Origin of the sequence: Paucibacter aquatile (assembly GCF_002885975.1) — a bacterium.
GTDB classification, from domain to species: Bacteria; Pseudomonadota; Gammaproteobacteria; order Burkholderiales; family Burkholderiaceae_C; genus Paucibacter_A; species Paucibacter_A aquatilis.
Genome location: NZ_POSP01000004.1, coordinates 619,273 through 645,341 on the forward strand (window position 1 = coordinate 619,273; position 26,069 = coordinate 645,341).

Consider the following 26,069-nt stretch of genomic DNA (forward strand, 5'->3'; position numbering starts at 1 on the left):
AGCCGCGATTATGGCGGGCGGGCCGGCCTGCGCCCCCCCGGCCCGCCTGGCATCGCGGCGTCAGCTTTTCGGTATCTGCCCGCGGGCGGTCTCAGATCCGGTAGCCCAGGCTCAACCACAGGCGCGGCTTGTGGCGGGTGATGGGGTCAGCTTGCGGCTCGCCACCCTTGAGGCTCCAGGCGGCGGCGGCTTCCAGCTGCCAGCGCTCGCCGTTGACGCGCACGCCCAGGCCGGCACCGGCCAGGGTGCGGTAGTTCTGTGCGGTGCCGGCGGTGGGCACGGTGTTGATGCGCACCCGGCCGGCATCCAGCATGACAAACGGCGTGGCGGCGCCGATGTTATGCCGCAGCTCCAGCTGGGCCAGGGCGCCGCGGTCGCCCACGCCTTCGCCGCTGGGGTAGGCACGCACGCCGCTGATGCCGCCCAGGCTGATGCGTTCGCTGGAGTCGAGGTTTTTGTCAGCCCATTGCGCGCTGAAGCGGGCATAGAGGCTGCTGTCCGGTGTGAACACGGTTTGCTGCTGCACCAGGTCGAGGTTGAACTTGAGGAAACGACCGCGCGTCTGGTTGCTGTCCAGACCGACCAGGGCGTCGGACAGGCGCAGGCGCCCGTTGGTGACGCTCAGACTGCCGTAGCTGATGCCGCCGAGGCCCAGGCTGTTGCGGCGATCGAAGTCAAGTGAGAGCGGCAGGCTCTGGCTGGATTTGTCGTCGCTGCCATTGAGCGTGCGGTCCTGCAGGCGCTTGTACTGGTAGCGCATGGAGAGCTTTACATTGGCGGCATTGCTGCGCAGCACCGGGTAGCTCAGACCCAGGGAGGCGGTCTTGGCATAGCCTTGCGCCTTTGAATCGGCGAACTCCTTGCCCAGCTGGTAGTCGCTGTGCGAGTAGCTGGCCTCGGCGCGCAGGCCGTGCCGCCCCAGCGGGCGCGAGTAGCCCAGGCTGCCCAGCCAGAGCTTTTGATCGCTGAACAGGCTGCGCAGACTGACTTGGTCACCCAGCGAGAAGGGGCTGTTCCAGTCCAGATTGAGCTGCAGGCGGTGGGCACCGCTGTAGCGGTTGCCATGGTTGTCGGCGCCGATCGAACCGACCAGGGCGGGTGCGGGGGCCAGCTCCACCAGCAGGTCGCCGGTGCCGACCTTCTCACCGGGTTGCATCAACGGGGTGACGGCCACACCGGGCAAGTCACCGAGGATCAAGACGCTGCGCTCCAGCTCCGGGCTGCGGATCACAGTGTCGGGCTGCAGCATCGACAGGTAAGGCGCGGCCTGCTCGGCCCAGTCCGGCCGGCTGCTGATCGGCTTGATCTGACCGTAGCGGCCTTCGAGCAGTTCCACCCGCAGCGTGCCATCGCTGAGCTCTTGCGGTGGCAGGTAGGCGCGGGCGAAGGGATAGCCGGCTTGTTGGTAGAACAGACCGACCCGCTCGGCCAGCGACTGCAGGCCGGCCAGATCAAGCTCGGTGTTGAGCAGATCGGCCACGGCCGCTTCCAAGGTCTTGCTGTCGATGACGCTGTTGCCGCCAAAACTGAGGGCCTTGACCTGCACCTTGCGCCCGCCCGGCAGGGCCAGCTGGCTCTTGGGGTTGTTGAGTTTGAGCTGCACACCGGGCTTGGGTGCATCCGGTGGGGCCCGGCGGCTTTGCTGCAGGATCTGCCCGGCATCCGGCGCCGCTTGCGCATGGGCGGCCATCGGTGCGGCCAGGGCCAGCAGGCTGGAGACGGCCACGGCCACAAGGTGGGCCGGGTAGGGGGCTGAGTGGTGGTCCATGGCGGCGTGGGGGGAGTAGGGTTTCAAGGCCTGCGAAGACAGGGGTTTGCCATGGGGCTGGCTCATTTCTTGTCCTCCCGCTGGCCGTCGTTGCCGGTGCTGTTGGAACTGCTGCCGGGATCGGGCAAGCGAATGCCGCCTTGGCGGACAAAGATGCGCGTGCCGCCAACGCTGGTGTTGCCGCTGCCGAGCAAAGCGGCAGACGAAGGCGCGTTGCCACCGTCACTGCTGCTGCTGCTGCTGCTGCTCGTTTCACCCGTCGCGGACGTCGCCGCGGGAGTGGCTGCTCCGGGCGCTGCGGCTGAGCCGCTTGGCGTGGGCGCCGGCCCGGAGTCCACCAGCTGCAGGCCGCTGGAGCTGGCCGCGCCGCTGGGCAGGCTGCCTGTTGGGCTGCTGCTGATGACAAAGGTCAGCGCGGGTTGATTGCCTGCGATCACATTGGCATTGAGTGCCGGCGAGATGCTCAGCTCGCCGTCACGGCGGGTGATGGCGTAATTGCTGTTGCTCAAATTCGCCGCCAGGATGGCATGTGCGCCCACCGATTCGCCGGCCACCCGGCTCAGGCTGCCAGCGAGGCTGTCGCCGGCCACCAGGTTGCCCTCGGTGATGCTGAAGCTCAGCGCGGGGTCGGGGGCGCCAAAGGTTTTTTGCTTGTTGTCGGCCTGGACCGTGATCGGGCGCGGTGTCACGGCCAACTGGCCGGGCAGGGCGGTGATCGCGTAGTTGCTGTTGCTCAGGGCGCTGGCATCGATGGTGTAGCTGCCGACGTTCTCGCCAGCCGCCCGGCTCAAGGCGCCGCTGAGTGCATCGCTGCCGACCAGATTGCCGCTGCTGATCTGGTAGCTCAAGCTCGGATCGGCGTTGCCATAGACCTTGCTCTTGTTGTCGGCCGTGACGGTCAGCGGCCGTGGGCTGATGCTCAGGCTGCCGTTCTGCGCTGTGATCGCGTAGTTGCTGTTGCTCAGGGCACTGGCATCGATGGTGTAGCTGCCGACGTTCTCGCCAGCCGCCCGGCTCAAGGCGCCGCTGAGCGCATCGCTGCCGACCAGATTGCCGCTGCTGATCTGGTAGCTCAGACTCGGATCGGCGTTGCCGTAGACCTTGCTCTTGTTGTCGGCGGTGACGGTGATGGGGCGTTGCTCAATGGTCAGCGCTCCATTGATGCTTGTGATGAGGTAGTTGCTGTTGCCGGATGCCGCCGCGCTGATGGCATAGCTGCCGACGTTCTCCCCGGCTGTGCGTTGCAGCACGACATTCAAGGGATCGTTGCCGATCAAGGAGCCACTGCTGAGGCTCCAAGTCAACGCCGGGTCTATGTTCCCGTAGACCTTTGACTTCGATGTCGCACTGATTGTGATCGGGCGCGCGTCGATGCTTCCAGTGAAGGAACCGCTCAGCGTGTAGTTCCCCGCATCGCTGCCCGACAAGGTCAGACCCGTCAGGGTCACTGGTTTGGCTGTGCCGGCGTTTGCGTCCGCAAAGCTGGCGGTCGGTGTGCCGGAGATGGTGACCACGTCGCCCGCCAGTCCTGTGACGGAGGGGCTTCCTGTGAGAGTTGCGGTCAAGGTTCCGTCGTAGACACGTGGGCTGACGCTCAGTCCGCTCAGGCTCACCGCGCGTGCTCGGACCTGTAACTCTTGGTTGCGGGTGGTGTCATCTTCAAATCCGTAGCCCAGGCCGCTGCTGAGTCCATGGCTGTACTGCAGGTCATGGGCGCCGACGGTGGGCCGCGATGCACTTGAGGTGCCGCCCCCGATCACCACGGTCGCGCTGCCGCTGGACAACAAATCGCCCGTATCCCCGTTGACGGCGCCACTGAGCTGATGGGTGGGTGTGGCGAGGGTCTCGCCATACACCGAGCTCTGGTCCGCAAAACTCACGCGCAGGCGAGGCTGCTCCCGGTACAGCGCATACAAGCCCGTGCCGAGTGCGGCCGCTGTGCCGTCGAATCCTGCACTGGCTTCATCGCTGTTGTAGCGGAAGCGGCCGCTGCCTAGACCCAGCAAGCCCGTCAAACCCGTGCTGCCAGAGATGCTGCCCGAGTACAGCGTGGCACGACCGCCGCTGCCAGTCTGGATGCTTCCCTGTGCACCAATTTGGAGGTCTCCACCACTGCTGCTTCCTGCACTGGCACTGCGCCCCGCGTTGAGCACGATGGCACCGACGCTGGTGTCGGTGCTGAGCACCGGGCGATTGATGCTCAAGTTCCCGCTGAGGGTGCTCAGATGGATCGGTCCGTTGGCGCTGACCCCATTGGTGCCTCCCAACACGTCAATCGAGAGGGGGCCAGTATTGATCAAATTCAGCGCGCCGCCGACGTTGGCCGCGAGCGTGCCGATCGAGTGCGTGGCCCCCGAGAGGTCGAAGCCAGCTGCGGTTCCGCGCAAGACGACAGAAGCGGCATTGATGGGTTGGCCGCTGGTCACCGTACCGGTTCCCGTGGATTCCAACGTGAGTGCTTGGCCCGGCGCATGGATCCCCGAAACTCCCTGGACCGTCCCGATATCAAAGGGCTGGCTGCTCTTTGCCAACACCGTGCCGCCCGCTTGAAGCGCCAGACTGGTGAATGCAAAGCTGTCGTCGCTCAAAGTGACCGAGCCTCCAGCTTGCACGGCAAGGCTGGCTGAAGAGAGACCGCCTGCGCTCGCGGTGACGTTGCCGGCGCTTTTGAGGATGGCACTGGCAGCGGTGGTGTTGATATCGCTGCTGATCACCAGGTCAGGGCCGCTTGTGCTGCCCAGTTCAAGCACGGGGGCGTCCAGCGTGCCCGCGCCACTGGTGCTGAGGCTGAGTGAGACGCCCGGTGAGAGTGCCTGTACCGAAACCTTTCCTGGGGCCTCGACAGGGCGCGTGACGTTGATCTGATTGCCAGTCAGGCGCACTTCGCCTGAGGTGTTGGCGACCTTTCCGCCTGTGACATTGATTCGATCGTTGATCAACTCCAGGCGTGTGCTTGCACCGACCGTGGTGTCGGACACCACGGTGGTGATTCCCGTGCCGTCACTGCGCCCGATGGTGATGTTCGAGAAGCCATTGAGTTGGCCGAGGGTTGCTTGTGTGATCGTCATCCCGCCGCCGCTGCCGGCGGCACCGACATCAATATTGGCGCTTGGGTTGAAGGGTTGCAGGGTAATGGCCGCCGAATTGCCCGTGAATGCGCTGTTGAAGGCAAAGTCGTTGGCCGATAAGGTCAGGCTGCCTCCCGCGAGCATGGAGGCCGTGGAATTGAAAGTGATCGTGCCCGACGTGCTGATGCCCGAACCCGCGCCGAAGCTCACAGGGGAACTGATCGTCACATTGCTGGTCGATTGGACCAAGGAGTTGATCTGGGTGCCTGTCCCGCCAAAGGTGGCGCTGCCTGCGCCCAGATTGAGACCCCCGTTGATCTTGACCGTGCCGGTCATATTGCTGGTCATGTTGCCGCCGCCCGTTGCGACGGCGCCCAAGAATTCAACGTTGACCACGGCCGAGTTGGTCAAACCGAAGCGTGTCCCGGGGGTGACGGTGACGCTGCCTCCATTGGTTGTGATGCTCCCGAAGGCGCGAATCGGATCTGCAGCGGATGATCGTTTGGTGTTGAAAACCACCGAAGCACCGGCCGTCTCGATATTGCCGACCGTGATGGACGATGCGGTGTACGTGCTGGATGCACTGCTGTTGGAAGCGTTGTTCCGGCTGGAGACAGATCCGCCCTGGAATGTCAGGGTGCTGCCGGCGCCTTGGTTGAGGACGATCTTGTCGTTGATGTCCCGCATCGTGAAGCCGCCCGAGCTGGAAGGCCCGCTCTCGTCGTTGGCGAAGAACGACATATTGGTGGCAGAGAGGTTGAGGACGTTGTCTGACAGGTTGTTGATGATGATGTCGGTGACCGCAGTCAGCACCACATCCCCGGTCAGGCCTTCCAGCACGGTTTCTGGAATCGAGTAGCTGTTGAAGTTGGACTGGTTCGCCCAGTCAGAAGGCGTGCCCGTCTGACCTGAGCTGCCGTCGGTGATGGTCAGGGTGTTGGGGTCCAGCAGCAACAAGCCGGCCCTGCCACGGATGGCGGATGTATCGACCTTGCCGCTGAAGCCTAGCCCTTGCTTGCCAGAGACTTCTACCTGTCCCCCATGGCCTCCCAGGGCGCCGCCAACGGCTGAGATCGAGCCTGCAAAGCTGGTGAAACCATCGGACCATACGACCACGGTTCCCCCGTCACCTTGCGACATGCCATCGGCATCGATCTTTGCGCCGGGCAGTAGCAAGACCTCCTGGGCATTGTGGATGCGGCTGTCTTGACCCTGCCAGCCGCCACCCACTTGAACCAGCCCTCCGCCCGCGCCGCCTGAAGCATGAATGCGGCTGTCCTGCGGCAGCAAGACGCGTGGCGCGGTCGCGCTGACATGACCCGCCGCACCAGCGCTTGCGCTGACGTCCAGGGTGCCCCCAGCGATCACCATGCCGCTGTCTGCCTCCAGGGCGATTCGTCCGCCTGGACCTTCATTGAGTGCTCGTGCCTCGGTGATGCCCGTGTGGTTGATCACCGTCTGCGTCAGCCGGCCCGCGGCCCTGGCCGTCAGGTAGACCAGCCCTCCATCGGCTCGTATTGCGCCGCCTTGTTCAATCAGCGCATCGATGGCGGCCTCGTCGATCTTGAGTTTGACCGGGCCGCCCAGGTCCAGCGTGACCTTGGCGCCGGCACCCATCAGCACCTGGCCGCCGGGCGACTGGATGCTGCCGCTGTTGCTGATGCGTGCCGCGATCAAGGCGACCGAACCGCCCTGGGCGGCCTGGATCAGACCCTGGTTGACGATGGCCTGGCTGTTGCTGCCTTCAAAGCGGTAGCGCCCGGCCAGAAAGTCCTGGTTGTCCAGGTTCAAGGTGCTGGCCACCAGGGCGCCGACATTGACCTGGGCGCTGGGCGTGAACAGCACGCCGTTCGGGTTCAGCAGGAAAACCTGACCGTTGGCCTTGAGAGCGCCCTGGATGGTCGAGACCTCATTGCCCAGCACCCGATTCAAGGCCACGGCGTTGCGGCTGGGCTGAAGGAACTCGACGCTGTGGCCGGCGCCGATATTGAAGCTGCGCCAGTCGGTGATCAGCTGGGCGCTGCTCTGCTGCACGGTCAAGACCTGGCCCCGCTGGCTGATCTGGGCTTGGCCGGCCACCACCTGCCCGCCGCTGGGCAGCGGGGCGGACAAGGCGGCCCAGGCCACGCCACTGGCTGGACCCAGCAGAGCCAGGCTCAGCGCACGAACCAGTGCTCGGCAGGCCACCGGCGGGCAATTCGGTCGAAGCATGGGGGCATGGCGGCCTTGGGAGGGCGGGCATTTCATGTCGTGTGTTGACACAACGGGGATGAGGCTCATGTGCGCGCTCCAGGATGAGGGAGGAGAGGATGAACGGACTGTTGGCAGGGCAAGGCGAGCCGATCAGTCTGGCCATTTCGAGAGGTCCGCCTCGTTCTATCGGCGCAACGTGCGTGCGCTTGAGTGTGAAATAGTTGCCAAACATCGGGCTTGAATTGCTGGCGACCCGCAAGCGAGGGATGGCCAGGGGCGAGGGATGGCCTCGCATTCCCGCCCGCCCGGTGTCTGGATGCTTCGGTCAGCGCGGCGCATGCGTTACGCTGCGCGCCATGAGTGAATTCAGCTTTTTTTGGCACGACTACGAAACCTTTGGCCGGGTGCCGCGGCGCGACCGGCCGGCCCAGTTTGCAGGCGTGCGCACCGATGCCGATTTGAACGAGATCGGCGAGCCGCTGATGCTGTACTGCCAGCCCAGCCCGGACAGCCTGCCCGACCCCGAGTCCTGCCTGCTGACCGGCATCCTGCCGCAGACCTGCCTGGAGCGAGGCGTGCCCGAGCATGCCTTCGCGGCCGCCATCGAGGCGGCGCTGGCCGAGCCCGGCACGGTGGGCGTGGGCTACAACACCATCCGTTTCGACGATGAGGTGACGCGCCATCTGTTCTGGCGCAATCTGATCGACCCTTACGCGCGTGAGTGGCAGAACGAATGCGGGCGCTGGGACATCCTCGATGTGGTGCGCTGTGCCTATGCCTTGCGACCTGAGGGCATCGAATGGCCACGCCACGAGGATGGCCGCCCGTCCTTCAAGCTGGAGCACCTGACCGTGGCCAACGGCTTGGTGCACGAGGCGGCCCACGATGCGCTCAGCGATGTGCGCGCCACCATCGCCCTGGCGCGCTTGCTCAAGACCGCCCAGCCCAAGCTCTTTGACTTCTGCCTGCGCCTGCGCAAGAAAGACGCGGTCTGGGCCGAGATCGGCGTTGGCCGGCCTTTTCTGCACATCTCGGGCATGTACGGCCCCGAGCGCGGCTGCATCGCCCTGGTTTGGCCGCTGGCGCCGCACCCGACGAACAAGAACGAGCTGATCGTCTGGGACCTGGCCACCGACCCCGCCGAGCTGCTGACCCTGAACGCAGCCGACATCCGCGGCCGCATGTTCGTCAAGCAGGAGGATCTGCCCGAGGGCCAGACCCGGCTGCCGATCAAGACCATCCACATCAACAAGTCGCCCGTCGTCATCGGCAACCTCAAGACCCTGAGCCCGACCATGGCCGAGCGCTGGGGGCTGGATATGGCCCAGGGCCTGGCCCATGCCCAAATGCTGATGGAGAAAGGCCGCTTGCTCGATGGACTCTGGGGCGATGTCTTCAAGCGCGAAGCGACGCCCGGCCCGGCGGATGTGGACGAAGACCTCTACGGCGGTTTCATCGGCCCCGATGACCGCCGTGCCTTGCAGCGCTTGCGCAGCCAGACGCCCGAGCAGATCGCCCAGCGTGCGGCCGAGGGCAAGCTCACGTTTGCCGACGAGCGGCTGGCCGAGCTGGTGTTCCGCTACCGCGCGCGTAACTTCCCGGCCAGCCTCAGCGCGGCCGAGGCACAGCGCTGGCAGGCCCATTGCGCCGCCCGCCTGCACGAGGGCGCCGGCGGCGCGCAGACCCTGGCGGCGTTTTTCGAGCGTGTGGACGAGCTCAGCGAAGCGGCCGATGAGCGCGGCCAGGACATCCTGGGCGCACTCTACGAATACGCGGAGCAGATCGCCCCGGAAGCTTGAGCCCGGCCCTGCCCGCGCGGCGGGGCGTGGCTCATCACATCAACTCGGCACTGCGCATCAACAAGCGGGCCAGCTGCCCGCTGCTTTGCATTTCGGCCATGCCTTTGTTGAAGGCAGTGACGCGCGACCCGTGGGCGGCGTGAGCTCGGTTGAAGGCCATGTAGAGCGGCATGTCCGCCACCGAGGGTTCCAGCCAGACCAGAGATGCCGCCGCCTCGGACAGCTGGCGGCGCAGCAAGTACGCCGCCACGCCTTTGTCCACCAGGGCCAGATCGATGCGGCCCGCTTGCAGCTTGCGAAGATTGCCCAGGTCGTCCAGGGCTTCGTCGCATTGCAAGTTCGCCTGTTCGAAGGCGGGCGGGTTGGCGTAGCCGCGCACGATGCCGATGCGCAGGTGTTTCAAGCGACTCAGCTCGCGCACATCGAAGCGGCGATCGCTGCGCGCCATGAAGCCGATCCGGTTGGCAATGCCCAGAGGCTGCGGAAAGCTGAGATAGCCTTCGCGCTCGGGGTTGCGCCAGACGCCGATGACCCCGTCCCACAGGCCGCGCTGCAGCTCGGCAATCAGGCGAGACCAGGGGCGGAAGTCCATCTCCAGGGTCAGGCCGGTGCGGGCCAGGGCGGCGCGGGCAATGGCGATCGCCGGTCCGCCCTCGCTGCTTTCCTGCGTGGTGTAGGGCGGGAACTCGGTGGCCACCACGCGCAAGACGCCTTCCGCGCTGCTGTTGGCCGGTGCCATGGACGGGACGGCCCGTGCCAGGGCTGGCGCGGCCAGAAGTGCCAGGGCATGGCGGCGATGGGGCATGAAGGGCAGCTCCTCAATCCTCGATTCGAAGGATGAAATCCGGCGCACGCTGGTGTTCGGGACGGCTCCCGCAGCATAAGCGGCTTGAGGGGCCCCGCGGGCTGGCGTAGGCTCATTGCAGCACGCTGGTGTGGCCTCCGTCATGAAATGGGTCCACGGCGTCTTGATGCAAGGAGCTGCTCATGGAATCGATGGCCTCGGGGTCTGAGCCCTGTATCGAGGTGAATGGGAAGGCGGCCGGGCGCGCGGGTGCGGGCTTGCAGCGCCGCCAGCTCTTGCAACTCAGCCCGGCCCTGCTACCGGCCGGGACTTGGGCTGCTGCAGCCCCGGCGCCGGCCTCAGCCATCAAGCCCCCCTTGCTGCTGGCACAAACACCGCGCGGTGGGCTGGACGGTTTGGCCGGGCGGGACTTGAGTCGCTACCTGGTCAGCGAGAAGTTCGATGGCGTGCGTGCCTACTGGACGGGCGAGCGTCTGCTCAGCCGCCAGGGCCTGGTCTTGGCGGCGCCGCCGAGTGTTCTGGCGCGCCTGCCGCCCCAGCAGCCCCTGGATGGTGAGCTGTGGATGGGGAGAGGGCGCTTCGAGGCCTGCTCGGCGGCGCTGAGGCGCAGCGCGCCGCGTGAGGACGAGTGGCAACAGATGCAGTACCTGCTGTTCGAGCTGCCCGGCGGGGCCGGTCCGTTCTCTGCGCGTGTGGCCCGTTTGCAGGAGATCGCGGCTGCAGCCGATACGCCGCTGCTGCGGGTCGTGCCGCAGGACCGCGTGGAGAGCCTGGCCGCACTCCGCCAGCGCTTGCAGGCGGTGCTGCGCGCCGGTGGCGAGGGCCTGATGCTGCACGAGGCCGATGCGCCGTACTTGAGTGGTCGTCATGAGGCCTTGCTCAAGCTCAAGACCCACGACGATGAAGACGCCTTGGTCATCGCCCACCTGCCGGGCCAGGGGCGCTGGAGCGGCCTGCTCGGTGCGCTGCGCGTGCGCAATGCCGCTGGCCAGGAGTTCAACATCGGCAGCGGCTTCAACGAGGCCCAGCGCCGCGCGCCGCCGCCGCTGGGCAGCACCGTCAGCTACCGCTACCGCGGGCTGACCGGCTCGGGCCTGCCGCGCTTCGCCACCTTTGTGCGCGTGCAGGAGCTGTAGCGCCGAGGCTGGTTCAGGGCGCCGGGCGCACCGGAGGCAGGGCGCTGCAGAGCTCGACGCGGTCGGGGCTGTGGACGAACCAGCCGCTGCGGTAGCGGCGCGAATCGAGCCAGCGCTTCCAGGTGGCGGTGTCGGTGCGCAGCACCTGCAGCTTGGGGCGCTCGGCCTCGGGCACATCGGCCAGCACGCGCACGCGCTGGATCGGCGTGCGTTGCTCGGCCTTCTCGTAAAAGCCCAGGGCGCCGGCGCCGCGGGGCAGGGCGCTGAGGCGTTCCATGCCTTGCAGCACGCGGCCGACGCTGGTGATGTTGAGGTCCAGGGCGCGCGGGGCATGGCCGATCACGGTGTAGAGCCCGCTGCCGTCGCTGGAGTCGGGTTCATTGCCGCGGGCGGCGCCGACCATGCTGTTGCAATGGGTCAGCCAGGCGTGGCCTTTCTTCGGGTCAGCCGCCACTGGCCAGCCCTGGACGAAGCCGACCTGGGGCGCCCAGCCATCGCGCTCCGGCAGGGCGCGGAAGTCCAGGCCTTTCAGCGCGCGGGAAAACTCGACCGGCGCCTTGGCCAGGTCCGCGGGCTTGGCGCGGGCGGTGGGCGCCTCGTCATCGGCATCGCCCCACTGGGTGACGTAGTTGTCCTGCACGCGGATGATGGCCAGGCCGTCGAAATAGCCGCCGCGGGCCAGCCGAACGATGTTGCTGGCATGCACGGGCGCGAACTCGCGCGCCAGTTCGATCACCACCGGGCCGCTGGCCAGCTCCATCAGCAGGGCATCCTCGGCCTTGACTTCGCGCCAGTCGCCGGGCTGGGCGGCGGCCAGCACATCGGCGCTGCTGGGGCGTTTGCCGGGGTCGGGCTGGCCGGCGGCCTGGGCGCTGGGGCTCAGCAGCAGGGCGGCTGCAAGGCTGGAGACAAGGCGGGTGGCCAGGGCGGGCAAGGTCTTGTGCATGGGAGCTCCTCCGTAGGGATGCGGTTGCAATCTGGCCGGCAGCATAGCCGCCGGCAGCGGGCCCGCGGCTGGGGAGAACCATGCCCCTGCCTACAATGCCGCCATGGCTTTTGTTCATCTGCGCACCCACACCGAATTTTCCGTCGTCGACGGCACCCTCAGAACCGATGACGCGGCCGCTGCGGCCGCCAAAGATGGGCAGATCGCCCTGGCCATCACCGACCTGGCCAATATGTTTGGCGGCATCAAGTTCTACAACGCCTGCCGCAAGAAAGGTGTCAAGCCGGTGCTGGGCGCCGACTGCTGGCTGGAGCCCGAGGGCTCGGACAAGAACCCGACCCGCCTGCTGCTGCTGGTGCAGAACTTCCAGGGCTATCTGAACATCTGCGAGCTGCTCTCGCGCGCCTGGATCCAGAACGTGCAGCGCAACCAGGCCTGCCTCAAATGGGAATGGCTGCAGGAGCTGAATGAGGGCTTGATCTGCCTCTCGGGCGCCCAGTTTGGCGGCCTGGGCCAGGCCTTGCTCAGTGGCGACAAGGTGCGGGCGCGCGATTGGGCGCAGCGCTTCTCGGCCATCTTCCCGAACCGCTTCTACATCGAGTTGCAGCGCGCCGGCCTGGCCGGCCAGGAGGCCCTGGTCCAGGCCAGCGTGCCCTTTGCGGCCGAGCTGGGCCTGCCGGTGGTGGCCACCCACCCGATCCAGTTCCTGGGCGAAGACGATTTCGATGCCCACGAGGCGCGCGTCTGCGTGGCCGAGGGCGAGACCCTGACCAACCCCAAGCGCATCAAGCGCTTCCTGCCGGGCCAATACTTCCGCTCGCAAGCCGATATGGAGGCGCTGTTTGCCGACATTCCGTCGGCGATCGCCAACACGGTGGAAATCGCCCGCCGCTGCTCCATCAGCCTGGTGCTGGGCAAGCCGCAGCTGCCCAATTTCCCGACGCCGCTGCTGGAAGACGGCACGCCCATGCCGATGGAGCAGTACTTCCGCCAGCTGTCCTTTGAGGGCCTGGAGGACCGGCTCAAGCTCTTGTACCCCGACGAGGTCAAGCGTGACGCCGAGCGGCCACGTTATGTGGAGCGCCTGGAGTTCGAGCTGAACACCATCATCAAGATGGGCTTCCCGGGCTACTTCCTGATCGTGGGTGACTTCATCAAGTGGGCCAAAACCCATGGCTGCCCGGTGGGCCCGGGTCGGGGCTCGGGTGCCGGCTCCCTGGTGGCCTATGTGCTCTTGATCACCGACCTGGATCCGCTGCAGTACAACTTGCTGTTCGAGCGCTTCCTGAACCCGGAGCGGGTGTCCATGCCCGACTTCGACATCGACTTCTGCCAGGGCAACCGCGACCGGGTGATCGATTACGTCAAGGAAAAATACGGCCGCCCGGCCGTCAGCCAGATCGCCACCTTCGGCACCATGGCCGCCAAGGCGGCCTTGCGCGACATCGGCCGCGTGCTGGGCATGGGCTATGGCCAGGTGGACTCCATCGCCAAGCTGATCCCGGCGCCGCCGGGCAAGACCGTGACCCTGGCCAAGCTGCCGGAGAACTTCGATCCTGAAAAGGAAAAGATGATCTACGCCCGGCACGAGGCGCCGGAGCTGAACGAGCGCGAGGCCCAGGAGGAAGAAGTGGCCGAGCTGCTCAAGCTGGCCGCACGGGTGGAAGGCATGGTGCGCAATATCGGCATGCACGCCGGGGGTGTGCTGATCGCGCCAGGCAAGATCACCGACTTCTGTCCGCAGTACCAGCAGCCGGGCTCCACCTCGGCCGTGAGCCAGTACGACAAGGACGACGTCGAGGCCATTGGTCTCGTGAAGTTCGACTTCTTGGGCCTGGCCACGCTGACGATTCTGGAGCTGGCCAAGGACTTCATCGTCGCCCGCTACCCGGACCAGAAGAACTTCGCCTTCGAGACCATTCCGCTCGACGACCGGCGCACCTACAAGCTGTTCTCGGATGGATTGACCGAGTCCGTGTTCCAGTTTGAATCGACCGGCATGCAGCGCATGTTGAAGGACGCGAAACCTTCGCGGCTGGAAGACCTGATCGCCCTGAACGCGCTCTACCGACCCGGTCCCATGGACCTGATCCCGACCTTTGTGGCGCGCAAGCACGGCAAGGAAGTGGTCGAGTATCCGCACCCGCTGACCGAGCCGGTGCTGGCCGAGACCTACGGCATCATGGTCTACCAGGAGCAGGTGATGCAGACCGCCCAGGTGCTGGGCGGTTACAGCCTCGGCGGCGCCGACATGCTGCGCCGGGCCATGGGCAAGAAGAAGGCCGAGGAGATGGCCGAGCACCGGGCCATCTTCCGCAAGGGCGCGGCCGTCAACGGCCTGGATGAGAAACAGGCCGACGAAGTGTTCGACCTGATGGAGAAGTTCGCGGGCTACGGTTTCAACAAGTCGCACGCCGCCGCCTACTCCCTGTTGGCGTACCACACGGGCTGGCTCAAGGTTCATTTCACGGCCGAATTCTTCGCCGCGAACATGACGATTGAAATGGACGACACCGACAAGCTCAAAGTCTTGTTGAATGACGCCAAGCTCTTCGGCATCGATTTCGAGCCGCCGAACGTCAATCTCGGTGTGCACCGGTTCGAACCCATCATGCCGGGCGACGGGGTGTTCCCGAACTGGGCGGCGCCGGGCACGCCGGGCGGCCGGCCCAAGCGCATCAATTACGGCCTGGGCGCGATCAAGGGCACGGGCAAGGGCGCGATCGACTCCATCGTCGCGGTGCGCCAGAAGGACGGCCCCTTCAAGAGCTTCTACGATTTCTGCTGCCGCATCGACCGCAAGGCCTGCAACAAGCGCGTGGTGGAAGCGCTGATCAAGGCCGGCGCTTTCGACAGCCTGGAGCCCGACCGTGCCCGCCTGCTGGCCAGCGTGGCCCGCGGCTACACCCATGCCGAAACCCAGGAGGCCAATGCCGACCAGGGCGGCCTGTTCGACTTCGGCGACACCCATGGCTCATCTACGGCCGAGCCCGATCTGGTGGACGTGCCGGCCTGGAGCATCAAGGAAAAGCTGACGCTGGAGAAGACGGCCATCGGCTACTACCTCAGCGGCCATCTGTTTGACCAAAGTGGCGACGAGGTGCGGCGCATGGTCAAGCGCCGCATTGCCAATGTTGAGGACGCCGCGCTGAGCCGCGAGGTGGTGATGCTGGCCGGCATCGTCAGCGATCTGCGCGTGATCAACGGCAACCGCGGCCGCGTGGCGATCTTCAAGCTCGACGACAAGAGCGACATCATCGAAGCCGTGGCCAACGAGGAACTGCTCAATCTGCACAAGGAGCTGCTGGTCGACGACGAGCTCTTGATCCTGCAGGGCAAGGTGCAGATCGACCGCTTTGCTGGCGGCTACCGCTTCAATGTCCAGGCCATCTGGGACCTGGCTGCGGCACGCACGCGATTTGGCCGTTACTTCTACGTGCCGGTCGGTGCGACCCTTCCGGATCTGAAGGAGGTGGTCAAGCAATGGCCGCCGCGCCAGGTGCAGACCGAGCAGGGTGTGACGCTGCTGGGCCTGAAGATCCAGACTCACCACTTCTTGCAGGGCGAGCACGAGGGTGCCGAGTTCCGGTTGGAGCTGGGCGAAGACAGCCGCTTCTGGCCCTGCGACGAGGCCCTGGCGCGCCTGAGCCAGTTTGGCGGCCCGGCGAAAGGCCAGGCCAAGCCCTTGCCGCAGGCGCAAATCATTTACGACGCCGGTTGACGTTGATTCTTGCAGCTGCATGACGCGGGCCACCGCATGCCTGCCCTGTGGCGGCTGGGCTGCAGGCCGTGGTGTTTTGCCCGCTTCTCGAGGCTTCGTCCGGGCTGGAATTCAGCGATGATGTGACGCAATTCACACCATGGCTGCGACTCCCTCGTCTTCTCCCCGCACCGGTCTCATCCTGACTGGAGGTGGCGCCCGCGCCGCTTACCAGGTGGGCGTGCTGGCGGCCCTTGCCCAGCTGCGCCGGGATGCCGGCCTGGGCGGCCCGCAGACCTCGACCCCGTTTCCGGTGGTGGCCGGCACCTCGGCCGGCGCCATCAATGCCGCCACCCTGGCCTGCAATGCCGATGATTTCGATGCCGCGGTCGATGGCCTGGTGCACCTCTGGCAGAACCTCCATGTGGACCAGGTCTACGCCGCCGATGCCTTTGGCGTGATCCGCACCGGCGCGCGCTGGATGACCATGATGAGCCTGGGCTGGGCCGTGGCCCGCTGGCGCCGCACGCGGCCCAACAGCCTGCTCGACAACTCGCCCCTGGGGCGCTTGCTGAACCGTTGGATCCGCATGGATCGGCTCGATGCCATGCTGGCCGCCGGCCATATGCAGGCCCTGGCCATCAGCGGATCGAGCTACACCTCGGGCCAGCATGTCACCTTCTACCAAACCCATCTGCCCTTCGAGCCCTGGCTGCGCTCGCAGCGCATCGCCGTGCGGGCCAAGCTCAGCATCGATCATCTGATGGCCTCCTCGGCCATTCCCTTCATCTTCCCGGCTCAGCAGCTGGATCTGGATGGCCAGCTCGAATGGTTCGGCGACGGTTCCATGCGCCAGAGCGCGCCGATCTCGCCGGCCGTGCATCTGGGCGCCGACCGTGTGCTGGTGATCGGCGCCGGGCGCATGCACGAGCCCCCGGGCCGGCGCCAGACCCTGGTCAGCGGCCACCCGAGCATGGCGCAGATCGCCGGCCATGCTTTGTCCAATATCTTTCTCGATGCGCTGGCGGTCGATGTCGAGCGCCTGCAGCGCATCAACAACACCTTGTCGCTCTTGCCGCCGGACGCGCTGCAGGCCACGCCGCTGCGGCCCATCGATGTGTTGGTGATCGCCCCCAGCCGCCGCCTCGATGAGCTGGCGGCCGAGCACCAGGGCAGCCTGCCGCCGGCCATCAAGGGCCTGCTGCGCAGCGTCGGCGTGGCCGGTGAGGGCAAGGGGGCCAGCGGCTCGGCCTTGACCAGCTATCTCTTGTTCGAACCCTCCTTCACCGGCGAGCTGATCAATCTGGGCATGAGCGACACGCTGGCGCGGCGTGTCGAGGTGCAGAAGTTCTTTGGCTGGCCGACGCAGGCGCCAAGCTTCGACCCGGCCGCCATGCGGCGGCGCAAGGCAGGCTTTGCACAGGCGCCCGTGGATGCCCCCATGGAGGCTTGAGCTCAAGCCAGAGGCAGCTCAACTTCGGCACACAGCCCGCCTTCAGCGCGGTTGCTCAGTTGCAGCCGACCACCCTGGCGCTCGATCAAATCTCGCGCGATGTACAGCCCCAGCCCCGTGCCGCCGGTGTGGCGGTTGCGGGAGGACTCCAGCCGGTAGAAGGGCTGGAACACCGCCTCCAACTGCTCGGTGGGGATGCCAGGCCCTGGGTCCTCGATACGCACCCGCACGCGCTGGTCCTCCAGCACCACGCTGACCTCGGCACTGCCGCCGTAGCGGATTGCATTGCCCAGCAAATTGCCGAACACACGGCGCAGCGCACTGGGCTGGGCCCGCACCCGGGCCGGCGGGCCGCTGCAGTGCACGGCATGGCCTTGCTCGCTGAGGTCGTCGCTGAGGGCGGTCAGCAGGGCGCTCAGGTCCTGGATCTGCGCTGCCTCGGTCGAAGCCAGGCCATCGCCCTGGAACAGCTCCAGCACCGAGTCGATCATGGCGCTCATCTCGACGATATCGCCCACCGCTGCGCGACGCGGGCCTTCTTCCAGGCTCAAGGTCTCCAGGCGCATGCGCAAGCGGGTCAGCGGCGTGCGCAAATCATGCGAGATGGCCGCCACCAGCAGGCCGCGCTCGTTGAACTGCTGGCGCATCTGCCGGGCCATCTGGTTGTAGAGCCGCGCTGCTTCACGCACTTCGAAGGTGCCGCTGCCTTCATCCAGCTGAGGCAGGGGCGCGCGGCCTTTGACCGCGTCACCGAGGCCGGCTGAGGCCTGCATCAGCCGCCGCATGGGCTGTGCCAGCCAACGCGATCCCAGCCAGGCAGCCAGCGCCATGACCAGCAGGCGCACGCCGTAGTCCAGCGCGGTTTGCGCGGCATTCAGGCCGGGCGGGCGAGGGCCGCCAGGCCCCGCGCCGCGTGGCGGGCCGGAGGGTTGCTCCAGCATCTGCAGGCCGCGCGTGGGCGGCAGGGAAGGAAAGGTGGGCAGGCGGCCCGGTTCGCCCGGGCCGGCCCCCGGGCCTGCCGCTCGATGCGGTGGTGGCGGCGGCGGGTGAGCTCCGGGGCCCTCGGCTGGCTGCAAACCAGGTGGCGAGGCGTCGGAGAAGTGCAACCAGCGCACGGTGGCAAAGGCCAGCACATGGCTCAGCACCAGGCTCAGCCAAAGCAGCAGGAAGAGCCGCTTGGCCAGGCTGTCCTTGAACAGCGCCGCCGAGGCGCGCCGCGCCCAGCTCATGCGGTGCCACCTTTCAGCACCTGCGGTGTGGCATCGAAGAGGTAGCCCTCGCCGCGCAGGGTGCGGATCAGGCGAGGCTCGCGCGAGGAGTCGCCCAGCTTCTGGCGCAGGCGCGAGATGCTCAGGTCCACGCTGCGGTCGTTGACGTCCACGCCCGGCGCGCGGGTCAGCTCGATCAGCTGCTCGCGGCTGAGCACGCGGCCGGGCCGCTCGACCAGGGCGCTGAGCATGCGGAACTCGGCCTGCGACAAAGCCATCACCACCTCCTCCGGCGAGATCAGCTGGCGCAGCATGCGGTCGAAACGCCAGCCCTCGAACTGCAGCAGGCGGGCCGAACCGAGGTGGGCGCCCTGAACGTCCTCGGGCGCACCGGCTTTCTTGATGCGCCGCATCAGGGCGTGGATGCGGGCCACCAGCTCGCGCGGCTCGAAGGGCTTGCCCAGGTAATCGTCCGCACCCATTTCCAAGCCCAGCACGCGGTTGATCGGGTCACCGTGAGCGGTCAGCATGATGACCGGCGGCCCGCCGCGCTGCTGCAGCCATTGGCACAAGCTCAGTCCGCCCTCGCCCGGCAGCATCAGATCGAGGATGACGACATCGAAATGCTGGTTGGCGATCAGGCGGCGCATCTCCACACCATCGGCGGCCGTTTGGGCGCGGATGTCGAAGCGCTGCAGATAGCTTTGCAGGCTGAGGCGAATCTCTTGGTCGTCATCGACCACCAGGCAGTCCATCACCGACTCCTCGGGCGTCACAGGAGCTGCCGAGCCTACCTCAGCCGCCCGCCTCATGCGCCCACGCCGACGTTCAGGGTCGCGGCATAGCCCTGGCTGACGTTGCCGCTGACGCTGGCCAGCTGGCTGCTGACGCCGTCGCTGAAGACGTTGTCGGTGGCAAAGCTGATGCGGGCGAAGTTGCTGCTGCTGGCGTTGTAACCGGTGGCGCTGCTGTAGACCTGCTGGCAGATCGCCTCGGGGAAGGCGATCTGCGAGGTGCGCAGCTTGTTGGCATAGCCGCTGGCCAGGGCCTGGCTGCGGTAGACCTCGAAATGCATATGCGGCATGCGACCGTCGTAGCAGCCGGGGAAGACGGTGTCGAAGACCACCAGGCCGTCGCTGCCGCTGCTTTGCACGCCGCGCAGATAGTTCTGGTCGGTGACGCCGCTGGAGTACATGGAGTAGCGGCCTTCGCGATCGCAGTGCCAGAGGTAGACAGCATAAGCCGACAGATCGGCGCAGCTGCTGCTGTTGCTGTTTTGCAGGCGCAGGGTCAGCGTCAGCGGCACGCCGCCGGCCAGGCCGCTGGCGCCGGCGATGCTGCTGCGGATGTCGCGCCGCACGATGCCGCTCAGGGCCAGCGCATTGGCGATGCTGCCATTGGCGCTGTTGGAGCCGTCGCCCGGATAGGGGCCGGCCGTCTCCTCGGGAATCAGGGGGCAGGCACTGTTGTTGCTGCCGCCACCGCCGGTGCTTCCACTCGAGCTGCCGCCATTGGAGCTGGAACTGCTGCCCTCCGAGCCACCGCCTCCGCAGGCCACCAGGCCCAGGCTGCTGGCCGAGCCCGCCACCGTGGCGAACCAGGCCAGGGCCCGGCGGCGCTGCAGGCGACCGGCTTCGAGGCGGGCCAGATCGTGTGACAGGCCGAGGTCGTGATCCTCGCGGGGGGCGTGGGCGGCGGTGAAGAGCGGTGAGGGCGAAGGGTGAAGCGACATGACGGAAACTCCTGCAGCAAGGCGTGGGCGTGGGCGTGGCGGAGCGGCCGGGGCATGCACCCTGGGGCTCGGCCGGGCAGCCGGGGCTGCCTGCAGGCCATTGGAGCGCCCTCGTTTGTCGGTGGTTCAGTCAGTTTGTGTCGGGGCTGACACAACGGCTCGCTCAGGGAGCACTCGTGCTGGCCTTGGGCTCGCGGTCCTGCCAGGCCTGGCCTGCGACGCGCAGGCCTTGCTCCGACAGCTGCCGGGCCAGAGCCGGGCCGATGCCACGCACGCGTTGGCGCAGGTCGGCCCATCCTTCAAAGGCCTGCTGCTGGCGCGCGTGCAGCAGCCGCTCGACCAGGGCCGGGCCCAGGCCGCGCAGCGATTCCAGCTGGGCGCGGCTGGCGGTGTTGAGTTCCAGCGGCTTGGGGCTGGGATCGCTCTGGGCGCTGGCCAGGGGTGGCCTCGCCAGGCAGGCCGCAGCCAGGCCGCACATCAGCAGCTGGCGGCGAGAGGGGGCGGCGTCCATCGGCGTCATCTCGTGCTCGCGCCTCACCCCGGGGTTCACTCGCCGTTCTGTGCCCGCACCATGGCGGCATAGGCGCCGTCGCGGGCCAGCAGCTCGGCGTGGCTGCCCGATTCGCTGACGCGACCCTGGCTCATGACATGGATCTGGTCGGCGCTGCGGATGGTGGACAGGCGGTGGGCGATCACGATCAGGGTCTTGCGGCCCTGCCACATCTCCAGCGCCTGCTGCACGGCGCGTTCGCTCTCAGTGTCCAGGGCCGAGGTGGCTTCGTCGAAGACCCAGATCGGCGCGTCGCGGTAGAGCGCGCGGGCGATCGCCAGGCGCTGCCGCTGGCCGCCGGAGAGCTTGCTGCCGTTGGCACCGATGAGGGTGTCCAGGCCTTCGGGCAGCTGCTGCACAAAGTCCCACAGATGGGCGGCGCGCAGGGCTTGCTCCAGCCGCGCCGGGTCGCGCGGCTGGGCGTAGGCAATGTTCTCGGCCACCGAGGCATCAAACAGCACGATGTCTTGCGAGACCACGGCGAACTGGCGGCGCAGATGGGCTCGCTTGAGCTCGGCGATGTCCACGCCGTCGAGCAAGACCTGACCCTGGTCGGGCGTGCCGAAGCCCAGGAGCAGGTGGATGATGGAGCTCTTGCCCGCGCCCGAGGATCCGACCAGGGCGGTGGTCTGGCCCGGTGAGAAGTGCAGGTTCAGCCCATCCAGCGCGGGGCGCTCGCTGCCCGGGTATTGCAATCGAACTTCGCTCAACTGCAGCTCGCCGCGACATTGCTGCAGCTCACGCTGGCCACGGTCGGGCTCGGCTGGCATGTCCAGCAGCTCCAGGCAGCCGCGCGCGATCACCAGGGCATTGGTGATGGGCTGGGCCAGATCGCTGAGGTGGCGCAGGCGCGAGGTCAGCAGCAGCAAGGCGGTGACGAAGGCGGCAAACTCACCCACGCCGGTGTTGGCTTGGCGCGCCTGCAACAGGGCCACGCAGATGATCAGGGACAGGCCGACGCTGGCGATCAGCTGCGACAGCGGCTGGCTCAAAGCGCCGGCGGCCACCGCCTTGAGGCTGCTGCGCTGCAGTTCGCGCGCGCGATCGGCAAAGCTCTTGCGCTCATGCTCGACCGCATCGAAGCTGCGCACCACGCGCCAGGCGCGGGTGATGTCGTCGACCTTGTTGACCAGCTGCAGCTGGGCCTCGTAGCTGCGGCTGGACATGGCGCGCACGCGCTGGTTGACCTTCTTCACCACCACGGCCATCAGCGGCGTCACCACCATGGCCAGCAGGGTCAGCTGCCAGTTCATGTAGAGCAGGGTGCCGAGCATGGCCAGGGCCGGCAGGCCGTCGCGCAGCACGGTGATCAAGGTGTTGCCCAGCAGCGAGAGGATCTGCTGCGGATCGTTGACCACCTTGGTCACCGCCGTGCCCGGCTGCAGGCTGGTGAAGACGCGCGCATCGGCCTTGAGCAAGGCATCCAGCAGGGCGGCACGGAAATCCATGACGCTGCGGCTCAGCGTCCAGTGAAACAGGTACTGGCCGAGGAAGCCGAATAGGCCGCGCACCGCGAACAGGCCGATCAGCGTCACCGGCACCCACCAGACGCTGAAGGCATCGCGGGCAAAGCCATCGCCGAACACGTACTTGATCAGCTGCGGGATCAGCGGCTCGGTGGCCGCGGCGCCGATATAGGCCAGGATGGTCAGCGCCAGGCCGCCGCGGTAGGGCCGCACGAACTGGCGCAGGCGTTTCGCGATCTCACGGTCGGTTTGTGGGGCGAGGTCGCCGGGTTCAACGGGCGGCGTGCTGGAGGAGGGCTCGGGAACAGGCGCGGTCATAGCCTCGGATTGTCGCCGCTGTTCCTATACTGCCGGGCATGACCGATTCCCCCCGTTCCGCATCCGCCACAGGCCCAGCGTCGACCAGTTCACCCTTGCGCGTGCTTCATTTCGTCACCGGCGGTTTCTCAGGCGCCACGCAGGTGGCCGTGGATCTGGCGGCCTCGGGCGCGCAGGAAGCCGGGATGCAGACCTTGCTGGTCTTGCGCAGCAAGCGCAGCACCGAAGCGGCCCGGGTTCAGGCGCTGCGAGATCGGGGTCTGGATGTGGAACTGGTGCCGGGCTGGTCGCATCTCGCGACCTTGTGGGCGTTGTGGCGTGTGTGCCAGCGCTGGCAGCCACATCTGCTGGTCGCGCATGGTTTCCCCGAGCATCTGCTCGGCCGCTGGGCTGGCTGGTGGGCAAGGGTGCCCCTGCTGGTTCAGGTGGAGCACAACTCACGCGAGCGTTACAGCCCCTGGAAGCTCTGGCAAGCGCGTCGCCTGAGCCTGCACAGCGCGCGCTTGGTCGGCGTCTCCGAGGGCGTGCGGCAGCAGCTCTTGAAGCTCGGCATGCCAGCTGAAAAAACCCAGGCCATTCCCAACGGGGTGAATCTCGCGCCCTTCGCTGTGGCGGGCGAACGCGATTGGGCACAGCGGCAGCCAGGCATTGTCATGTCGGCGCGCTTCGCGCGTCAGAAAGATCACCTGACGCTCTTGCGGGCTCTGGCGCTTTTGAAGGCGCGCGGCTTGCGTCCCTCGCTGCTGCTGGCCGGCAGCGGCAAGCCCGGCTATCGACGCCGTGCCGAGGCCGAGGCCGCGCGCCTGGGTTTACGTGATCAGGTGCAATTTCTCGGGCATCACGCGGGCATGCCGGAATTGCTGATGAGCCAGCGCATCTGTGTGCTTGCCACGCATTACGAAGGCATGCCCCTGGCTCTGGTGGAGGGCATGGCTGCAGGCTGCGCCTGCGTCGCCTCTGATGTGGCCGGTGTCAGCGAGGTTTTGCAGTCAGGGCACACGGGGCTCTTGGTGCCTGAGAACGATGCCCAGGCTCTGGCCGACGCCTTGCAAAAGGTGCTGGAAGACGAGGACTTCGGCGCCCGCCTCGGTCGGGCCGCACGAGAGCGGGCCTTGCAGGAGCATGGCCTGGATTTGATGCGGCAACGCTATGCCGCGCTGTTTCGCAGCTTGGCGGCGCAGCTCAGCCGGTGAAGTGGGTGCCGGCCTGCCGCAACCAGTGGGCCAGCCGCAGGCCTCGCCAAAACCAGCCGCGTCGCCAGCAGGCGCGCAGCAGCTGCTGCGGCGCCAGCGGCGAACTGCGCTCGAAATCGGCCCGATAGTCACGCAACAGATGTGAGCGTGCCTTGTCGCTGAGCTCACGGCTGCGCTGTGCAAAACGGCAGGCCGTGACAAAGGTTCGTGCGGCGTACTGTGCCAGGGCCTGTTCGCCGCCTTCGTGGTGCACGCCTGCAGCACGCAAGCGTTGGGGCAGGCCGACCAGGGCGCCCATCATGTCCTGCACCTTGCGGGTGTTCATGCTGGCCAGGATGCTGCCTTCGCGTTGTCGATAGGCGACGCACACCCGTGGCAGGTGGCTGTAGCTGCGGCAGCGCAGCAGGAGCTCAGGCGTGGTGTACATGTCTTCAAAGTAGCGGCCTTCGGGGAAACGGAGATCGCTGCCCCAGATCTCGCGCTTCGCGATCTTGCTCCAGCTGTGCAGCAAACCTTGGCGGAATACCCCTTCGAGCAAGGCGCCACGGTCTTGCAGACGCTGGGCGGGAGGGCCTGCGAAAGTCCGGCGGTGCAATTCACCGCGCAAGCGGTGCTTGAGCCGTTCCCGTTCGCGCAGCACCCGGAAATCGACCAGAACCAGATCCGGGCTTTGCAGTTCGCGAATCTGGCCGGCCAATGCCGCGAGCGCCCCGGGCATCAGCAAGTCGTCGGAATCGAGGAACCAAAGGTAGGCTCCCTGGCTGGCTTCGAGCAAGCTGTTGCGTGCGGCGCTGAGGCCGCGGTTGCGCTCATGGCGGAGCAGGCGCAGCGGATGAGGCGATTGCGCCGCCAGCGCTTCCATCAATTGCGCCGAGCCGTCGCTGGAGGCGTCATCGAGCAGCAGGATTTCAACCCCGTTCAGTTCTTGCGAGAGCACCGAGTTCATGCACTCGCCGAGGTAGGCCTCGACGTTGTAGACCGGGATCAGGATGCTGAGCCAGGGATTTGTGCCGGAACTGGGTGTGGATTGAGCCGGGTTCATGGTGGGCTCGCTGGCATCAGTTGCGCCAGGGCGCTGGAGGGCAGGACAGGTCGTCGCGCCAAGCCTTGTTCGAGAACCCGGCGGTCAGGGCCCCGAAGCTTGATCAAGGCAGGTAGTCGGGCGGGGCAGGGGGTCAGGGCCAGGCGGGCGTAGAGATGACGCTTACGCCAACCCAGGGCTGCATGCAGGGCGTAGGCCGAATCCTCGGCGCACAACAGGGCGAGGCGGAAGCGCTGCGGCTCACGGTCCAGCAAGTCCGCCACGGCCACGTGCATCAGCAAGTAGCGCTGAAAGTCAGGGGTCAGGTCTTGCACCACACGTTCGAAGCGTCCCTGGTCTTGCAGCGATTGCAGCAAGGTTTCGGCACCGATCTGCAAGGCATGGTCCAGGGCTTGTGCCCAGGCCTTGGCAAAGCCGCTGCCGGGCACGGCCGCCAAGAACCAGTTTTCGATCAAAGGCAGCTCGGGGCGGTTGCTGTATCGATCGATGTAGAAACCGACGAACTCGGATTGCTGCGCTTGTTGAGCTTGGTGCACCCAATCCAGGTTCTGGCTCAACAGTGTGGAGGCATCCATCCAGATGCCGCCATGACGGGCCAGCAACTGGATGCGCAGCCAGTCTGCCTGGCGGTAGGCGGGCAGGGCGTCAAAGCAGGCGCCCAGCGCCGAGGCCGGAAACCAGCGCTCCAGCGTGGATCGCTTCAGCAGGCGCAACTCATGGTCGGGCGCCAGGCGCTGCCAGTTGGCCAGGCACTGCTGGATCAACGGCGGAGGCTGGTCCTCGTTCCAATAGGTCCAGATGATCTTGGGGATACGCGCTCGCGAGGGCTGTGCGTCCGCGCCAATCAATTGCTGCCGCACCTGCAGCGGTGCCTGGGCGCGCAGCACGCGCAGCAGTTCGCGCAGCGCCAGGCCCAGAGCCAGCAGCAGGCTCAGGCCAACGGCCAGGCCCATCCATTGCAGGCTGCTCATTCCCGCCAATGCTGGGCGATCCAGGGCGCTGGCTTGGCGTGGCGCCAGTTGCCATTGGTGCGGCCTTCCTGGGCGTCCGGCGGGTTCATCACGCCGTGGAAGATCAGGATGCGCGCGCCGTGCGGGATGAAGGGCTCGCGCCAGTAGCTGCTCGGCCAGAAGGGGATGCAGTGGTATTTGTAGCTGGCACACCAGCTGGCATCCCAGTAGCGGACCTTGCCCTGCTTGTGCAGAACGGCAGTCAAGAAGGCTTGTTCGTTGCGGAAATCGGCCTTGGCTTGAGCCTGGTTCTCGCGGAACTGCTGCAGCACATCGGCATGCGCGCCCAGCTCGAAGCGGTAGACCGAGGAGTTGCCGGTGATGCGCCAGGGGCGCTTCCAGTCGTGGATGATCAGGAACTCGCCCGGCACCTCGAAGAAGGGCGTGATGTCATCGACGATCACCACATCGAGGTCGAGGAACAGGGCCGTGCCCTTGAGCCCATGCAGGTCAGCCTCGAAGGTGGTCAGCTTCTTCCAGCCGCGCTCGGGCTCGCCATTGGGAAGTGTCAGCTCGGGGATGGGTAGGCATTGCACCTCGGCGCGGATGCCTTCGCTGCGGTCCGTCAGGCAGACGAAGTTGAATTCGCCCTTGAGGTGGCGCCGCACCATGGCGTAGAGCCGGTTGACGTATTCGGGGCCGTACTTGGTGCCCCATTTCATGCAGATGACGATTCTCATTG

General features: G+C 66.7%; 17 protein-coding genes. 5 read left to right on the forward strand and 12 right to left on the reverse strand.

The window, feature by feature from the left end:
* Positions 1–91: 91 nt before the first annotated feature.
* Together C1O66_RS22340 and C1O66_RS22345 are read right to left on the reverse strand one after the other, a co-directional pair.
* The gene (locus tag C1O66_RS22340; RefSeq protein WP_102770203.1) at positions 92–1,834 is read right to left on the reverse strand and encodes a ShlB/FhaC/HecB family hemolysin secretion/activation protein; all 1,743 of its coding nucleotides are present in this window, start codon (positions 1,832–1,834) and stop codon (positions 92–94) included.
* Positions 1,831–7,047, reverse strand: coding sequence for an MBG domain-containing protein (locus C1O66_RS22345; RefSeq protein WP_165794739.1), 5,217 nt, complete (start codon positions 7,045–7,047; stop codon positions 1,831–1,833). Before C1O66_RS22345 ends, C1O66_RS22340 begins: the two co-directional genes overlap by 4 nt.
* A gap of 338 nt (positions 7,048–7,385) precedes the next feature.
* On the opposite strand from C1O66_RS22345, the gene sbcB reads away from it, so the two are divergent.
* Positions 7,386–8,828, forward strand: coding sequence for an exodeoxyribonuclease I (sbcB, locus tag C1O66_RS22350; protein ID WP_102770205.1), 1,443 nt, complete (start codon positions 7,386–7,388; stop codon positions 8,826–8,828).
* 34 nt (positions 8,829–8,862) lie between these two features.
* On the opposite strand, the gene C1O66_RS22355 is transcribed toward sbcB, so the two are convergent.
* Complete coding sequence (locus C1O66_RS22355) at positions 8,863–9,633, reverse strand: substrate-binding periplasmic protein (protein ID WP_165794740.1); 771 nt, start codon at positions 9,631–9,633, stop codon at positions 8,863–8,865.
* 221 nt (positions 9,634–9,854) lie between these two features.
* On the opposite strand from C1O66_RS22355, the gene C1O66_RS22360 reads away from it, so the two are divergent.
* Positions 9,855–10,769, forward strand: coding sequence for a DNA ligase (locus C1O66_RS22360; RefSeq protein WP_207796058.1), 915 nt, complete (start codon positions 9,855–9,857; stop codon positions 10,767–10,769).
* 13 nt (positions 10,770–10,782) lie between these two features.
* Here C1O66_RS22360 and C1O66_RS22365 read toward each other — a convergent pair whose 3' ends face one another.
* Positions 10,783–11,715, reverse strand: a complete 933-nt coding sequence (locus C1O66_RS22365) for a peptidylprolyl isomerase (RefSeq protein ID WP_102770207.1) — start codon at positions 11,713–11,715, stop codon at positions 10,783–10,785.
* A gap of 103 nt (positions 11,716–11,818) precedes the next feature.
* On the opposite strand from C1O66_RS22365, the gene dnaE reads away from it, so the two are divergent.
* Complete coding sequence (gene dnaE, locus C1O66_RS22370) at positions 11,819–15,436, forward strand: DNA polymerase III subunit alpha (protein ID WP_102770208.1); 3,618 nt, start codon at positions 11,819–11,821, stop codon at positions 15,434–15,436.
* 139 nt (positions 15,437–15,575) lie between these two features.
* Complete coding sequence (locus C1O66_RS22375; protein ID WP_102770209.1) at positions 15,576–16,868, forward strand: patatin-like phospholipase family protein; 1,293 nt, start codon at positions 15,576–15,578, stop codon at positions 16,866–16,868.
* 2 nt (positions 16,869–16,870) lie between these two features.
* Here C1O66_RS22375 and C1O66_RS22380 read toward each other — a convergent pair whose 3' ends face one another.
* The 5 genes from C1O66_RS22380 to msbA all read right to left on the reverse strand — a co-directional run bounded on the left by C1O66_RS22380 (position 16,871) and on the right by msbA (position 22,142).
* Complete coding sequence (locus C1O66_RS22380) at positions 16,871–18,097, reverse strand: ATP-binding protein (protein WP_102770210.1); 1,227 nt, start codon at positions 18,095–18,097, stop codon at positions 16,871–16,873.
* The gene (locus C1O66_RS22385) at positions 18,094–18,831 is read right to left on the reverse strand and encodes a response regulator (RefSeq protein ID WP_102770444.1); all 738 of its coding nucleotides are present in this window, start codon (positions 18,829–18,831) and stop codon (positions 18,094–18,096) included. Before C1O66_RS22385 ends, C1O66_RS22380 begins: the two co-directional genes overlap by 4 nt.
* 53 nt (positions 18,832–18,884) lie before the next feature.
* Positions 18,885–19,808: a peptidase associated/transthyretin-like domain-containing protein gene (locus C1O66_RS22390; protein WP_102770211.1), complete on the reverse strand. Its 924-nt coding sequence runs from the start codon at positions 19,806–19,808 to the stop codon at positions 18,885–18,887.
* 163 nt (positions 19,809–19,971) lie between these two features.
* A complete protein-coding gene (locus tag C1O66_RS22395; RefSeq protein ID WP_165794741.1) occupies positions 19,972–20,319 on the reverse strand; it encodes a ComEA family DNA-binding protein in 348 nt (115 codons plus the stop codon).
* A gap of 35 nt (positions 20,320–20,354) precedes the next feature.
* On the reverse strand, positions 20,355–22,142 hold the full coding sequence (gene msbA / locus C1O66_RS22400; protein WP_102770213.1) for a lipid A export permease/ATP-binding protein MsbA: 1,788 nt from the start codon (positions 22,140–22,142) through the stop codon (positions 20,355–20,357).
* A 38-nt stretch (positions 22,143–22,180) separates the two neighbouring features.
* Between msbA and C1O66_RS22405 the strand changes: the two genes are divergently transcribed.
* A complete protein-coding gene (locus C1O66_RS22405; RefSeq protein WP_102770214.1) occupies positions 22,181–23,335 on the forward strand; it encodes a glycosyltransferase in 1,155 nt (384 codons plus the stop codon).
* Here the strand turns inward: C1O66_RS22405 and C1O66_RS22410 are convergent.
* The 3 genes from C1O66_RS22410 to C1O66_RS22420 are packed head-to-tail and all read right to left on the reverse strand — an operon-like array spanning position 23,325 to position 26,067.
* On the reverse strand, positions 23,325–24,377 hold the full coding sequence (locus C1O66_RS22410; RefSeq protein ID WP_102770215.1) for a glycosyltransferase family 2 protein: 1,053 nt from the start codon (positions 24,375–24,377) through the stop codon (positions 23,325–23,327). The two genes, C1O66_RS22405 and C1O66_RS22410, sit on opposite strands and share 11 nt — an antisense overlap.
* Positions 24,374–25,348 carry a glycosyltransferase family 32 protein gene (locus C1O66_RS22415; protein ID WP_102770216.1) on the reverse strand — a complete coding sequence of 325 codons (975 nt, stop codon included), beginning with the start codon at positions 25,346–25,348 and terminating at the stop codon, positions 24,374–24,376. The genes C1O66_RS22410 and C1O66_RS22415 overlap by 4 nt, the downstream gene beginning before the upstream one ends.
* The gene (locus C1O66_RS22420) at positions 25,345–26,067 is read right to left on the reverse strand and encodes a glycosyltransferase (protein ID WP_102770217.1); all 723 of its coding nucleotides are present in this window, start codon (positions 26,065–26,067) and stop codon (positions 25,345–25,347) included. Before C1O66_RS22420 ends, C1O66_RS22415 begins: the two co-directional genes overlap by 4 nt.
* Between the last annotated feature and the right edge of the window lie 2 nt (positions 26,068–26,069).

What these genes read in the sequence shown, in the direction of transcription:
- C1O66_RS22415 (WP_102770216.1), bottom strand. Translation starts at nt 25,348, where the DNA reads ATGAGCAGCCTGCAATGGATGGGCCTGGCCGTTGGCCTGAGCCTGCTG.
- dnaE (WP_102770208.1), top strand. Translation starts at nt 11,819, where the DNA reads ATGGCTTTTGTTCATCTGCGCACCCACACCGAATTTTCCGTCGTCGAC.
- C1O66_RS22380 (WP_102770210.1), bottom strand. Translation starts at nt 18,097, where the DNA reads ATGAGCTGGGCGCGGCGCGCCTCGGCGGCGCTGTTCAAGGACAGCCTG.
- C1O66_RS22405 (WP_102770214.1), top strand. Translation starts at nt 22,181, where the DNA reads ATGACCGATTCCCCCCGTTCCGCATCCGCCACAGGCCCAGCGTCGACC.
- sbcB (WP_102770205.1), top strand. Translation starts at nt 7,386, where the DNA reads ATGAGTGAATTCAGCTTTTTTTGGCACGACTACGAAACCTTTGGCCGG.
- C1O66_RS22410 (WP_102770215.1), bottom strand. Translation starts at nt 24,377, where the DNA reads ATGAACCCGGCTCAATCCACACCCAGTTCCGGCACAAATCCCTGGCTC.
- C1O66_RS22340 (WP_102770203.1), bottom strand. Translation starts at nt 1,834, where the DNA reads ATGAGCCAGCCCCATGGCAAACCCCTGTCTTCGCAGGCCTTGAAACCC.
- C1O66_RS22355 (WP_165794740.1), bottom strand. Translation starts at nt 9,633, where the DNA reads ATGCCCCATCGCCGCCATGCCCTGGCACTTCTGGCCGCGCCAGCCCTG.
- C1O66_RS22365 (WP_102770207.1), bottom strand. Translation starts at nt 11,715, where the DNA reads ATGCACAAGACCTTGCCCGCCCTGGCCACCCGCCTTGTCTCCAGCCTT.
- C1O66_RS22375 (WP_102770209.1), top strand. Translation starts at nt 15,576, where the DNA reads ATGGCTGCGACTCCCTCGTCTTCTCCCCGCACCGGTCTCATCCTGACT.
- C1O66_RS22390 (WP_102770211.1), bottom strand. Translation starts at nt 19,808, where the DNA reads ATGTCGCTTCACCCTTCGCCCTCACCGCTCTTCACCGCCGCCCACGCC.
- C1O66_RS22345 (WP_165794739.1), bottom strand. Translation starts at nt 7,047, where the DNA reads ATGCTTCGACCGAATTGCCCGCCGGTGGCCTGCCGAGCACTGGTTCGT.
- C1O66_RS22420 (WP_102770217.1), bottom strand. Translation starts at nt 26,067, where the DNA reads ATGAGAATCGTCATCTGCATGAAATGGGGCACCAAGTACGGCCCCGAA.
- C1O66_RS22395 (WP_165794741.1), bottom strand. Translation starts at nt 20,319, where the DNA reads ATGGACGCCGCCCCCTCTCGCCGCCAGCTGCTGATGTGCGGCCTGGCT.
- msbA (WP_102770213.1), bottom strand. Translation starts at nt 22,142, where the DNA reads ATGACCGCGCCTGTTCCCGAGCCCTCCTCCAGCACGCCGCCCGTTGAA.
- C1O66_RS22385 (WP_102770444.1), bottom strand. Translation starts at nt 18,831, where the DNA reads ATGGACTGCCTGGTGGTCGATGACGACCAAGAGATTCGCCTCAGCCTG.